General features: G+C 63.2%; 14 protein-coding genes. All 14 read right to left on the bottom strand.

Features of this window, described 5'->3' with window-relative positions; genetic code table 11:
• Position 1 precedes the first annotated feature (1 nt).
• The 14 genes from FGE05_RS06985 to FGE05_RS29800 all read right to left on the bottom strand — a co-directional run bounded on the left by FGE05_RS06985 (position 2) and on the right by FGE05_RS29800 (position 13114).
• Positions 2-778 (bottom strand): amino acid ABC transporter permease, encoded by a 777-nt coding sequence (locus FGE05_RS06985; RefSeq protein WP_024777287.1) that lies wholly within the window; start codon positions 776-778, stop codon positions 2-4.
• Positions 779-789: 11 nt separating this feature from the next.
• Positions 790-1596: an ABC transporter substrate-binding protein gene (locus tag FGE05_RS06990; RefSeq protein WP_139642993.1), complete on the bottom strand. Its 807-nt coding sequence runs from the start codon at positions 1594-1596 to the stop codon at positions 790-792.
• Positions 1597-1671: 75 nt separating this feature from the next.
• Positions 1672-2340, bottom strand: a complete 669-nt coding sequence (locus FGE05_RS06995) for a GntR family transcriptional regulator (RefSeq protein WP_139642995.1) — start codon at positions 2338-2340, stop codon at positions 1672-1674.
• Between the two features lie 341 nt (positions 2341-2681).
• Entirely contained in the window at positions 2682-3620 is a 939-nt protein-coding gene (locus FGE05_RS07000; protein ID WP_139642998.1) for a helix-turn-helix domain-containing protein, read from the bottom strand.
• Between the two features lie 79 nt (positions 3621-3699).
• Positions 3700-4479: a 2-keto-4-pentenoate hydratase gene (locus FGE05_RS07005; RefSeq protein WP_139643001.1), complete on the bottom strand. Its 780-nt coding sequence runs from the start codon at positions 4477-4479 to the stop codon at positions 3700-3702.
• The gene (locus FGE05_RS07010) at positions 4476-6083 is read right to left on the bottom strand and encodes a bifunctional 3-(3-hydroxy-phenyl)propionate/3-hydroxycinnamic acid hydroxylase (RefSeq protein ID WP_139643005.1); all 1608 of its coding nucleotides are present in this window, start codon (positions 6081-6083) and stop codon (positions 4476-4478) included. Before FGE05_RS07010 ends, FGE05_RS07005 begins: the two co-directional genes overlap by 4 nt.
• The gene (locus FGE05_RS07015) at positions 6083-6949 is read right to left on the bottom strand and encodes an alpha/beta fold hydrolase (protein WP_139643009.1); all 867 of its coding nucleotides are present in this window, start codon (positions 6947-6949) and stop codon (positions 6083-6085) included. The genes FGE05_RS07010 and FGE05_RS07015 overlap by 1 nt, the downstream gene beginning before the upstream one ends.
• Before the next feature lie 27 nt (positions 6950-6976).
• Positions 6977-7579 carry an amino acid synthesis family protein gene (locus FGE05_RS07020; RefSeq protein ID WP_041023086.1) on the bottom strand — a complete coding sequence of 201 codons (603 nt, stop codon included), beginning with the start codon at positions 7577-7579 and terminating at the stop codon, positions 6977-6979.
• Positions 7580-7593: 14 nt separating this feature from the next.
• Positions 7594-8043 carry a VOC family protein gene (locus tag FGE05_RS07025; RefSeq protein WP_139643011.1) on the bottom strand — a complete coding sequence of 150 codons (450 nt, stop codon included), beginning with the start codon at positions 8041-8043 and terminating at the stop codon, positions 7594-7596.
• Between the two features lie 11 nt (positions 8044-8054).
• Positions 8055-9092, bottom strand: a complete 1038-nt coding sequence (locus FGE05_RS07030; protein WP_139643014.1) for a YCF48-related protein — start codon at positions 9090-9092, stop codon at positions 8055-8057.
• A 12-nt stretch (positions 9093-9104) separates the two neighbouring features.
• Positions 9105-9899, bottom strand: a complete 795-nt coding sequence (locus FGE05_RS07035; RefSeq protein WP_024777297.1) for an SDR family NAD(P)-dependent oxidoreductase — start codon at positions 9897-9899, stop codon at positions 9105-9107.
• 26 nt (positions 9900-9925) lie between these two features.
• The gene (locus FGE05_RS07040; RefSeq protein ID WP_139643016.1) at positions 9926-11416 is read right to left on the bottom strand and encodes an aldehyde dehydrogenase family protein; all 1491 of its coding nucleotides are present in this window, start codon (positions 11414-11416) and stop codon (positions 9926-9928) included.
• Positions 11417-11426: 10 nt separating this feature from the next.
• Positions 11427-12968, bottom strand: coding sequence for an acetolactate synthase large subunit (locus FGE05_RS07045; protein WP_139643019.1), 1542 nt, complete (start codon positions 12966-12968; stop codon positions 11427-11429).
• A complete protein-coding gene (locus FGE05_RS29800) occupies positions 12965-13114 on the bottom strand; it encodes a hypothetical protein (RefSeq protein ID WP_176562985.1) in 150 nt (49 codons plus the stop codon). Before FGE05_RS29800 ends, FGE05_RS07045 begins: the two co-directional genes overlap by 4 nt.
• Positions 13115-13158: the final 44 nt, after the last annotated feature.

The following is a 13158-nucleotide window of genomic DNA, read 5'->3' on the forward strand; positions in this document are numbered from 1 at the left end:
GTCAACGTTCCCTCAGCAATTTCAGGGTGCTGCGGCCGAACATCCGCGTGGCCGCGGGCGGTGGCGAAGACGGACGGTCCGATTGACCGAAGCGGGCCTCCAGCCAGCGCTGGAAGAAGCCCCAGAGGGTGGTCAGCAGCAGGAAGTAGATCGCCACCACCAGGTACAGCTCGAACACCCGGAACGTCGCCGACGTCACCATCTGGGTGCTGAGCAGCAACTCCTGAACGCCGATCACGCTGACCAGGGTGGTGTTCTTGAGCATTACGTTGAACTCGTTGCCCAGCGGCGGCACGATGACCCGGAACGCCTGGGGCAGAATGATGCGGCGCATCAACCTGGCGAAGGTCATGCCCAGGGAGCGCCCGGCCTCATACTGTCCCTTGTCGACCGCACCGATGCCGGCGCGGATGATCTCCGCCATGTAGGCGCCTTCGTTCAGGCCAAGGGCGATGATCGCCGCCTGGATATTGCCGGGGATCACCAGGCCGAACAGGTCGATGTCCTCGAAGCGGAAGATCCCGCCGGCGGCCAGCGCGGTGTAGAGAAAGACAATCTGCACCAGCAATGGCGTGCCGCGCATCAGCCACACGTAAAAGCGCACCGGCAGGTGCAGCAGCGGGTTCTTCGACAGCCGCAAGAGCGCCGCCGCCAGGCCCAGGGCGCAGCCCAGCAACATCGCCAGCACGCTGATCAGGCAAGTCAGCCAGAGCCCGGTGAGGTAGACCCCACTGGGCTGCAGCAGGTACTGCCAGAACACATCCCAATTGAAATTCATCGACGCTTACCTCAATCGAGAGTGTCGCCGGCGACATGCCATTTGTTGAGCAACTGGCTGTAGCTGCCGTCGCCGCGCATGTCGCTGATCACCTGCTGCACTGCCGCGCTCAATTGCGGATCGTCCTTGCGGATGCCGATGCCGGTGAGAATTCGACTGAAGGCCGGCACCCCTTCCTCGAACAGGTCGGGGGCCATGGCGGCGTAATAACCGGCAGTTTCCACGGTGGTGCCATAGGCATCGACCTGACTGATGCGCAGCGCCTGGAACGCATCGGTATCGGTGTTGTAGACCACCAGCTTCATCGCCGGTTTGCCGGCCTTGGTCAGCTTTTCATTCTCGGCGTCGAGCAGGGTCTTGATGGTGGAGCCGTTGAGCACCGCCACCTTGCGCGCGGAAAGATCCGGGAGCGTCTTGATGGCCTTTGGATTGCCCTTGGGCACCACCACCGCCTGGCTGGAGTACATGTAGTTGACGATGTCGATCACTTCGCGGCGTTCGGGCTTGTCGAACAGCTGGTCGACGATCATGTCGCACTGTTTGGCCAGCAACGCGGGGAGCAACCCGGAAAACGGCACGACTCGCCATTCCACTTTCTTGTCGTCCAGGCGTTTGGCGATTTCCAGGCCCAGGTCGACGGTCAATCCTTTGGGTTTCTGTGCCTCATCGAAGGACACCAGCGGCGGCGAGTCCATGCCCGAGCAATAGACCAGTTTGTCGGCCTTGATCAAGCGCTCCGGCACCACGGGGGCGGCGAACGCCCACTGTGCACAGAATCCCAAGGATATTGCGGCTATCAACACGCGAGGCTTATGCATGACCAGACACTCCAGTTCAGTGGGTAACGGGCAGTACTCGAAGTCAGAACACGGGCAGGCTCAGGCCTGCTCTGCTTATTTTTTCGCTTGCAGGAACTCGATCAATTCAGGGATGGTGCCTTCGATGTGCGCGCGTACCACCGCCTCGGCCTTGTCGGCGTTACCGGCGCGGATCGCTTCGAGGATCACCACGTGCTCCTGGCGCGCACTCATGGGTTTCTCCACGTGCTGCAACCACAGGCGCATGGGCGCCTCCACCAGGGAATAAAGGGCGCTGATCTGCTTCAGCAGCCTGGGGCGACCGCTGAGGCTGCACAGGTATTCGTGAAAAGCCCGATGACGGCTGACCCACTCGGCGCTTTCGTCGCGGTAGTCGTCCATCTCGTCCAGCAAACGCTCCAGGGCAGCCAACTGGCGGTCGCCAATGCGCCCTACCGCGATCCGGATCGCCAGGCCTTCGAGGGCGCTGCGCATCTCGAACACTTCTTGCAGTTCGTCGATGTCCAGGCCGCTGACGACGGCTCCGCGATTGGGTCGCAGCGTGACCAGGCCCTGGGCATCCAGGCGCCGGAACGCCTCGCGCACCGGCATGCGACTCATGCCTATCTCACTGGCGATGTCCTCGGCGATCAGCCGATCCCCCTTATGGAACCGGCCACCGCAGATGGCCTCCAGCAAAAAGTTGTAAGCCTCTTCCTCGGCGGTCACCGGGGGACGTTCAGTGTAAGACGGAGCAAATTGCATGGCCGCACCCCTTGTATTTTTGTATCCAATTATCCATGGATTCAAAAATAGCAGAATGCGTGCCAAAACCAATGGCGAACGCGCAAGGGGTTGATTTCAAGGCGAAGAGGAATAGCCAGGCAGGCCGGTAGGTACTCCGGCATCACGGCTAAGCCGTGGGGATGTGCTACTTATTGGCCCAGGGGGCGCCCATTAATGTGCAAAGCAGTAGCCCGGTAACATTGCCAGGCTATCAACCTGTGGCTCCTGTAATGCTGTTCACTTAAGACTTGCCCGGTTCATTGTGGCGAGGGGATTTATCCCCTCGCCACAGGTTCATCGCTTTTCTTAAGTGAACAGCATTATCTGGCCCTGGGGGTTTCCGAAGGGGACTCACCGAACAGTTCCCGGTAATGCGTCGCGAAGTGGCTCAGGTGAAAAAAGCCCATGGCCACGGCGATCTCGCCGACGTTCTGCTCGGTTGCCTGGGTGGTGATCAAGCGCCGCCGTACGGCATTGAGCCTCAGGTTGCGCAGGTATTCGACCGGACGCATCCCGGTCACAGCCTGGAAGCTGTTCTGCAGGGTCCTGCGACTGACCCGCAGTTGCTCGCACAGATCGAGGATGCTCAGCGATGTATCGCCGCTGTCTCCTACCAACTCCTGGCAACGCTTGACCAGATAAGCACTGACGGCAACGTTGCCACGGCGACTGCGCACTTCGTCCGAGGCATGGCTGAACAGATCGAGGAAGGCGTTGAGCAGCACGTCCTCCAACATTTTTTCCGAGGCCGGGGTGATCGCGTCCGGCTGCTCCAGGAGGCGGCGAAACAACGGATGGATCCTCTGCTGTACGCGCAGCAGGACCGTTTCATCCACGCTGACTTGGGACACACTTTTCAGGCGCTTGAGCTGGTCGTGCGGCAGCTCATAGGCCGCCAGCTTGGCGAAACGCACCATGTCGACGTTGATCGCGAAGAAGCGCGTCCCTTCCGGTGCGTGCAGGACAAAGTCTTCTCCGTCGCGCAACAGTACGACGTTGTGAGCGTCGACCTGATGCCCCTGGACCACCGGTGCGCTGCCCAGCGACATGGCAATGCACAGGCGTCCTTTTGGCGCAGAGCCTCGCTGCACCACACGCTTATCCAGCACTTCCTGGAAGATCTGAAAGCGCTCGGCGCAAATCTGCTGCAGCTCGCTGGACAGGCATCCGCGCCCGAGCTGGTCATAGACCTGCTGCCAGCCCAGGATCGAACCGGCATGCTGTTGAGGATCATTGAAGGTACGGACTTCGGCGAGCATGATCAGTGTTCCTCGAGGGTCGGTCTTTGATTGACCGACCGTGCGTAAGGTGCTCGATCGTCCATGACAGCGGCAGGGTTTACGGAGCGCCAGCGTCCGCCCGGAAAACCAGAGCCAGTTCCGTGCCAAGCATGTGCAGACGATACTCCGCAGGCTGGATGTCCATGGGCGGCAGCAACGCCCCTGACAGCACGACCTGCCCTGCCTCGAGGCGCTGCCCGTCCGCCAGCAATCGCCGGATCAGCCAACAGAGATTGACCTGTGGCGTATCCTCCCGCGCTTGGGTATCACCGTTACCGCAGGCCACCCCATCCCGTTCCAGGCAATAGCTCACATGGGGCAGTTGGCCCGGCTCGAGTTCAACACGCGGGCCCACGCAGTACAGCGCCGCCGCCGCGTTGTCGGCCAGGAACGCCCCGACGCCGAAGCTCCAGCCTTGCCATCGACAGTCGGCGATCTCGAAGGCCGGCGCGACCGCGGACACGCAGGCCAGAATCGCCTCGTCACTGTGCTCGCCCGGTGCCAGGGTCCGCCCCAGGAAGCATGCCAGTTCAATTTCCAGCTTGGGCTGGATCAGGCTCGCCAGGTCTACCGAACCGCCGGGCTCGACGGCCATGGCGTCGGTCAGCGCACCCAGCACCGGTTCTTCGATACCCATCCGCTTCTGCGCCGCGCCCCCGGCGAAGGCCACCTTCCAGCCGCTCAACTGCTCGCCTCGGGCCTGACGCTGGCGCAACGCCTCGCGCTGCAGGGCGTAGCCGGTCGACAAGTCAAAGGCCTGGGGGGCCAATGGCGGTAGCGCCCGCGCCGTCAACGTCGCCTGATGAAGCTGGCCCGGCAGTTCATCCCATGGCTTCATGACAGTTGCTCCGCGAGTTTGCGCAGTACGCCTTCCAGCCTCTCGGGCGTGGTAATCGCGGCAACGAAACGGTCTGGCCGCACCACCACGACGCAATCCCGCACCTTGGCAAACCACTCTCCCAAGCGATTGTCGACGTCTTCGACGCAGATCGCCTGGCTCGCGGACAACGGCTGGTTACGCCCCTTGCCGCTGCGGGAGCGATTGACCTGAATGAAGCGGGTGTTCCAGCGCGCCCAGTAGGCACGGGTCTCTTCGCTGAGCGGCTCGTTCGGATTGACCCGATAGCCCAGCACGGCATAGGAATGGCCCAGCACCTCGTCCAAGCGCCGGCGCTGACCTTGTTCATCTTCGACGGTCGGCTGGATGAACAACTGCCCCACCAGGTCATCCTCGTGCAGCTCCGCCCGTTCGTGATGCACCAGGCCTTTGGTAATGGTCGCCTTGGGTTTGAACTTGAACTCCAGCAGGTGCGAACGCAGATTGTCGACGCTGTTGACGGCCTGGAACAGCCAGTCCCGCACACCCGCCATCAGCGGATTGGTCAGCCCCAATACGGCGCCCATGTTGTCGGCCAAGGCAATGAGGTCGGTGGCGTGCCCGCGTCGCTCCTGGTCGTAACTGGCAAGTATCGAGGCCGACGCACGCCCCTGGATGATGGCGGCGATTTTCCAGGCAATGTTCACCACGTCCCGCAGGCCCGAATTGAGCCCCTGCCCGGCCCACGGCGGGGAAATGTGCGCCGCATCGCCCACCAGGGCCACGCGCCCTTCGACAAACCGCGCCGCGACCCTGGAGTTATGGGTGTAGGCGCGTATGCGGATGATTTCCAATTGATCGGCGGCGTTGCCGATATGCCCCCGGATCAACCCTCGGATGGTCGCCTCCTCGCACATCGTGTTTTCATCTTCGCCTTCCAGCAGCATGAACTCCCAGCGGCGCTGCTGGTACGGCAGGTAGATGCAGACAAAGGGCCGTTGAGGATCGGCGTGCAAGGCCGTATAGGGTGCATCCAGGGTATCGTTGGCCGTGTCGACCACCACCCATTTGCGCGGATGGGTCAGGCCCAGCAGCTCGATGCCGAGCTTCTTGCGCACGCTGGAACGGCCGCCATCGGCGCCGATCACGTATTGAGCCTGTAACTGGTACAACTCGCCCTGGGCGTCGCGCACCTGCAACGTCACCCCTTGCCCGTCCTGCTCCAGGTCGAGCATTTCATGCCCCTGGCGCAGCTCGACACCGGGGTGTCGGCCCAATTGCTCACGCAGCGTTCCTTCCAGCAGCTGCTGCATGAAAATGTTGCGCATCGGCCAACCATAGTGGGCGGTGCTCGGTTTGACTTCGGCAAAGCACACGCCCCGGGCGTTGTAGTAACGCAGGGGCACGTTGCAGATCATGTCCCGGCTGGCCAGCTCGGCAATGTCGATGCCCTGCAACACCCGCAGCGCTTCGTCATCCATGCCCACCGCGCGGGGGTACGGCAGGATCCCGTCCGCCAGTTCGAGGACAACGCAATCGATACCGTACAGGCCCATGTAATGCGCGGCGGTGATGCCGTTCGGGCCACCGCCCACGATGACCACCTGGGTTTTGTCCTGCTTCATCACGCTTCACCGCTTCGTTGTTGTGGTTGTAGGTGCTGGCCGTGCAAGTAGTCCCTGACGACTCGGTTGAAGGTTTTCCCCTGGTCATCATGGACGTAGTGACTGGCGTCGGCGACTTCCGTGGTGTGCACCAGCGGATTGGCGATCTTCATGGCTTCCAGGGTTGCCGCCGGTAGAAAGTCGGAACGCCCGCCACGGATGAACAGCGTCGGGCAATCCAGCGCCCGCACCGCCGGCCACAGGTCGGTCGGCGTGATAGTCAGGCGTGCCTGGGCAATGCCTTGCTGGTCGTGGCGCCATTCGATGCCTTCGAGGGTTTCCTTCATGGAATACGTCAACCTGGACGCCAGCGCCTCCTGGGACAACCCCGGACGCGCCCGCAGCCAGAATTGAGCGGCACTTTCCCAGTCGGGGAAACGCAGGGGCGTTTCGCTCATTTCCCGCCGAATGCGCTCGGCACCGTCGCCGCTGATGGAGGAACCGGGGCCGATGTCCTCGATCACCAGCGCCTGAAGCCGCCCGGGGTTAAGCCGTGCATACTCCAGCGCATTGGTGCCACCGAGGGAGTGGCCCACCAGAACGAACCGCCGCAACCCCAGGTGCGCCACCAGGTCTTCCAGATCGCTGACATAGGCCTCGGTCCGGTAGGTGTCGGCGGGCGCCCAGTCGCTGTGCCCTCGGCCACGCTGGTCCAGGGCATAGCAACAATAGGGCGGACCCAAGGCATCGGCCAGGGATTGCCAGGTCTGGGCGTAGGATCGCAGCCCATGGAGCAGCACCACCGGGATGCCTGACGGGCTGCCCCAGGACAGATAGTGCAGGCGCATCCCCGTTCGATTGCTGAAGAAATGGCTGTTTGCGGACATTCGTTCGGTTCCCACGGTCAATGCCCCTTAATACAAGCCGTCGAGGCCCTTGACGTCCGCGGCTTGCAGGCCGCCCAGACGCGCATGCAAACGCCCACGGGTGGCGAAGGCCCAGATGATGATCAGTTCGTCAGCCGAAGGGCCGTCGCCGAACGCAAGCGAAATGCTGTCGTAGTGCGAGCGCACGTACAGCGCATCCTTGTGGGCCAGCGGCACATCGATGGTCACGCCAGGGCCGCCGCGCTTGCCGGTGGACGGCACCCAGGACTTGCCGCCGCCCAGGGCGACGCGGATCGGGTCCGCCGCCGGATTGGTCAGCAGCGCATTGCCATGCTCATACTCGCCCTGGCTGCCGACCAGGCACGCCTTGCCGTAGCTGACGATTTCGTGCTCGCCCGCCAGTGCCTGGATGCGCCGACCGAACTCCTGGCCCAGCAAGGGCGACGGCTCGATCAACTCGGCCAGGCTTTCGCTGTAGCGGCCGGCGTAGGGGTTAGCGATCACCGCGCCAATGGCATATTTGAACAGGGGTTCGCCATCGGCCAGTTGGCCGCTTTCGTTGGCCAGGGTTTCTTCGACGAAGCTGTACCATTTACGGATGTGATAAGTAGCAAAATTTGCGGTTTTCATGACTCGATGCTCTTTCAAAGTGGGTCGAGATCAAACTTGCGACTGGGTGCTCCGGCGGCCTTGAAACGGGCCTTGCCGCGTTCGTCGTCATGTTCAGTCTCGAGGAAGAATTCCATGCGGTTGCCGTCGGGGTCGTTGAAGTACACGCCATGGCCGATTTCGTGGTCGGTGATTTTCACCACTTCGATCCCCTTGCCGAGCAACATGCCGTACAGCTGGCGCAGCGTGGTCATGTCACCGGCGATTTCCAGCCCGTAGTGCTGCAATCCCAGGCCGCCCTGATGGGCTCCCGGCTCGGCCCGGAGCAACGCGATGTCGTGGTGCTTGGCACCGAACGCCATCATGATCCAGCTGTCCCCCCGGGCGCTTTCGTGCATGCCCAGGACATCGGCGTACCAGCGTGCCGACGTTTCCGGGTCGCGAACGAACAGCGACAGGTGGGTACGAACGACCTCGACTTTCATCGCGCGATACCTCAGTTCTTGATGATGGATTGGTGTCCGGACTTGATCTGCGCCACCGCCGGTGTCCAGAGCACATCGGCGATCTCGCTGAACTCACGCCACTGCTTCTGCCAGCCGTCACCGCCGTTCTCGGAGGTGAACAGGTGCCCGTACTTGGTGCCGGCGACGATCTGGCGCGGGTCAGCCGGGTTGCAGGCAATCGCCCAGACGCACGAATTGGGTTGCTGCGGCAGGGGCAACACCTCCCAACTGACCGCCGCATCGCGGGAGACGAGGACCTTGCTGGTGGTGCCGGGCGTGCCGTCGGAAATGCTCAGGTAGAGCGTGTCCTCGCTGCCCAGCGGTGCGTTCATGGCCCGCACGTAGTACAAGCCGAAGGTTTCGCGGGCAATGATCCCGGTCCAGGTCTGTCCTTCATCGAGGCTGCGGTAGACCGCGTTGACACACACCACCACGATGACCTTCTGGCCGTGGTTGGGCAGTACCAGGATGTTGTGGACATCCGAGTTGAAGTCCCACAGCAGCCGGTCGTCGACCCGAGTCCAGCTATCGCCGCCATCGCGGCTATGGAACAGACCGCCCTCTTCCAGGCCGAACCAGAGCTGGTTGCGATCCGTAGGGTCATAGGCGAAGGCCAGCAAGCGTGGTCGACTGACACCCTCGCAGAACTCCGGAATGTCCACCGGTGCGCGGTCCCAGCTCTGGCCGCCGTCGAGGGTGCGCCAGAGCACGGCGCGGGAAGGTGCGCCCGTACCGACGAAAATACGCTGGGCATCCGCAGGGTCCACGGCGACCTTCCACACGGTCTGGCCGTTGAATGGCGAGTCCACCCGCTGCCAGTGACCGCCGGTGTCGTGACTGACACACAGGCCGACGTCGGTGCCGGCATAGATCACTTCAGGCGTGCCAGGGTGGACGCTCAGGGACCGGGTGATTGCATCGAACTCAAGGTCCTGCCCCAGGCCCAGGCGGTGCCAGGTGCGGCCGTCGTCGGCGCTGCGGATCACTGCCTGCCCGACGGTGGCGACCAAAAGGGTTCCGTTACTCATTGCTGCTGCTCCTCAAATGAAGATGCCACGTGTCAGGCCGCCATCGATGCCGATGGATTCGCCCGTCACCGCGCCGGCCTTGGGCGATGCCAGGAAGCCGATCAGCCAACCCATTTCGATGGGCGCGAGGGTGCGTCGGATCGGCGTCGCGTCGATGTAGCCCTGCTCGACCTGCCCCGGCGTCTTGCCCTGCTTGATCCCTTCGCGTTCGTACAGCTCCTGGATGTGCGGGGTATCCACCACACCGGGATGGATCAGGTTGACGGTGATGCCGGCAGGGCCGAGCTGGTCGGAGAGCGTCTTGGTCATGTGGGCGATGGCCAGGTTGCGCATCCCCGAGAGGACCTTGCTGCCACGACCGGTCAGGCCGCCGATGTTGATGATGCGACCGAAGCCGCCCGCCTTCATGTGCGGGGTCACGGCCTTGGCACACCGGAAATAGCCGATGACCTTGGTGTTGAGGTCCGAGAGCAGTTCGTCGTCGCCCGCGTGCTCGATGTCATTGCGCACCACGCCGGACGGCGCCGCGGCACCGTTGACCAGGATGTCGATGCGACCGAAGTGCTTGTGGGCGGCGTGCACCATGTCGGACACGGCCGACATCTGGTTGGTGTCACAGAACAGCGGCAGCACTTCGTTGCCGGTCTCTGCGGTGATTTCTTCAGCGGCCTGTTCGAGATACTCCATGCGCCGCGCGCAGATCACCACCTTGCAACCTTCCTGGGACAGAAAGCGTGCGACTTCCTTGCCGATGCCCATGCCACCGCCGGTGACGATGGCCACGCGGCCTTGTAATTCCAGATCCATAGCAGTTCCTCTTGTGATTGTTCGGCTCAGGCGAGATCGACGAAAACACTTTTGGTTTCGGTGTAGGCATCGATCACGTTCTTGCTCATTTCCCGTCCCCACCCGGACTGTTTGTAGCCACCGAATGGCGAGGCCGGGTCGACGACGTTCCAGCAGTTGATCCACACCGAGCCGGCCTTCAATTGCGCGGCCACGCGGTGCGCGGAGCGCAAGTCCCGGGTCCAGAGACCGGCCGCCAGGCCGTAGGGCGAGTCGTTGGCCCGCAGGACCAGCTCATCGACCTCGGTCCAGCTCATGACGGTCAGCACCGGGCCGAAGATTTCCTCGCGGGCGACGCAGGCCCGCTCGGCGCGGTCAAGGAACACGCTGGGCTGAATGAAATGGCCGCGCTCCAGGTGGGCCGGCCGGTCGCCGCCGCAGATCAGTTCGGCGCCCTCCTCCTGGCCCCGTTGCAGATAGCCATGGACCGAGCCCAATTGCCGGGCCGACACCAGCGGCCCCATGCTGCTGGCCGGATCCAGTCCAGGGCCCAGCACATGGGCGGCGGCATGGCGCTGGAGTTCTTCCAGGACCTGGTCGAGGACGCTGGCGTGCACATACAGACGCGAGCCGGCGGTGCAGACCTGGCCCTGGTTGTAGAAAATCCCATCCGCGGCGCCCTTGGCGGCGCGCACGATATCGGCGTCCGGCAAAATGATGTTGGGCGACTTGCCGCCCAGCTCCAGGGACACCTTTTTCATGTTGCCGGTGGCCGCTTGAGCGATCAGCCGACCGACCTGGGTCGAACCGGTAAAGGCGATCTTGTCCACGTCCGGGTGCCCGGCCAGCGGCGCGCCGGTATGGGCGCCCAGGCCGGTGACCAGGTTGACCACCCCGGCCGGGAAGCCGGCGGCCTCGATCAACTGCACCAGGCGAATCGCAACCAGGGGCGTCTGTTCGGCCGGCTTGAGCACCGCGACGCAACCGGTCGCCAGCACCGGGCCGAGCTTCCACACGCACATGGTCAGCGGGAAATTCCACGGCACGATCAGCGCGCAGACGCCCACGGGCTCACGCACGGTGTAATTGAGCATCGGCGCGCCGCTGGCGGGAGACACCGGGTGCGTGCTGCCCTCGATCTTGGTCGGCCAGCCGGCAAAATAACGAATGATGTTGGCGGCGCTGGCCGCTTCACCGCGGGCATTGGCAATCGGCTTGCCGTTCTCCAGCGTGATCAACTGGGCCAGTTCCTCGCGGTGCTGATCCAGCAATTCCGCCAGGCGGAACAACAACAGGCCACGCTGGGCCGGCGAATGCTGCGCCCACGGCCCGGTGAAAGCTGCGCGGGCCGCTGCGACGGCCGCGTCGACATCGCGTTCACCGCCTTCCGCCACTTCAGCCACGCTGCTTTCGCTGGCCGGGTTTTCCACGGCAAACCGGCGACCGCTGGCGGCGTCCTGCCAGGTGCCGCCAATGAACAGTCGGCCGGGTTGCGCAAGGAATTTCTCGACGGCAGGTAACAGTTGGATCTGGCTCATATCCCCTCCTTCACAGCGCCATTTCAATCAGGCAAGGACCGCCATCGGCGGCCGCATTGGCCAAGGCGCATTGCAATTCGGCATTGGTGTGCACCGTGCTCGCCGCCAGGCCGTAGCCCTTGGCCAGGGCTTTCCAGTCGACGCGTGGACGGTCCAGCACGGTCAGGCTCAGGGCTTCGGGACCGAAATCAGTCATGCCAAACCGGCGCAACTCGTTCTGCAGAATTGCGTAGCGATGGTTGGCCGCAATCAGAATCACCACCGGCAGCTGTTCCCGGGCGATGCTCCACAGGGTCTGGATGGTGTACTGGGCACTGCCGTCCGATTGCAGGCAGAACACCCGATTGCCTCGCTCGGCCAGCGCTGCGCCGAACCCCACCGGAATGCCCTGGCCGATGGCCCCCCCGGTATTGGTCAGCACCCGATGCCGTGCGGCACGGGCCGACGCGGTGAAGAACGGGTAGCCGCAAGTGCCACCCTCCACCGAGACAATGCAGTCATCCGGCAACGAAGCGGCCAACACCTGCCCTATCGACTGCGGGGTCAACTCGGCGGTAGCAGGCGGCAACTCGACCCCCATCGGCGTCGGCACGAAAGCCGGTGCTTCCAGTGCGTCGGCCAGTGCGGTGAGTGCACCGGCCACGTCATCACCGACGTCAGCCAGGTAAAGCAGGCGATCCCGTTCCGCCAAGCGAGACGGAATGCCTTCGTAGCCGAAGTAACTGATCGGCTCCGGAATGCCGGCACACACCACCGCGTCGTATTGGTCCAGGACGCCGATGGCCACTTCGGGGAAATAGGGCAAGCGATCCAGGTCCGGCAGGCCACCGCCGCGATAGCTCAAGCGCGGAAAGGTTTCGGCGAACAAGTGCACACCGGGCAGCTGTGCCAGGCGCCCTGCCGCTTCAAGGCCGGCAACCGACAGGCCCTGGTCACCCACGATAAACACCAGGCGCTGACCATTGCGCAGTGCCTGGGCGATGGCTTCGATCCGGTCACCGGCAAACCGCCGAACCGGCGCGTGCAAGGTGCTGAAGGCCGTTTCCTGCGCCACTTCGTTGGCTTGCAGGTCCATCGGCAGGATCAGGCTGGCGATCTGGCCCTTGGCTTGCCAGGCGGACCGCACGGCCTCCTGGAGATCCTCGCCGATACCCGATGCCGTGCGCGATGTACGCACCCAGCCGGAGACGCTCCCGGCCAATGCCTGGATATCGCTGGCCAGCGGCGGATCGTAGTTGACGTGCCAGGAGGCGTGATCGCCGATGACGTTGACGATCGGGGTGTTGGCGCGACGGGCATTGTGCAGGTTGGCAATGCCGTTGGCGAAACCAGGCCCCAGATGCGTCAGGGTCATCGCCGGCTTGCCGGCAATCCGGCCGTAACCGTCCGCGGCGCCAGTGCATACACCTTCGAACAAGGACAGAACCGGCTTGAGGGCCGGGGCGCTGGCCATGGCGGCCACCAGGGGGATTTCGGTCGTTCCGGGGTTGGCGAAACAGTACTCGATACCGCTTGCCACCGCCGCCTTCACTATCAATTGCGCGCCATTCATTTCCAGCCCTCTTGTTCGAGCGTTTGCAATGGCTGAGATTTATCACACATCAAAACCAACATAACAAGCATTTTATTTTCATAAAGCTCGTATTTTGAGATTAATGTGAATTTATGGCGCATCATATCTTGCAAATCCGCTTGCATTTCTCAAGCCCTGGAGTAACGTTGCAGCGCTTGCATCAGCCGGT

The organism is Pseudomonas sp. ICMP22404, assembly GCF_006227205.1.
Taxonomy (GTDB): Bacteria; Pseudomonadota; Gammaproteobacteria; order Pseudomonadales; family Pseudomonadaceae; genus Aquipseudomonas.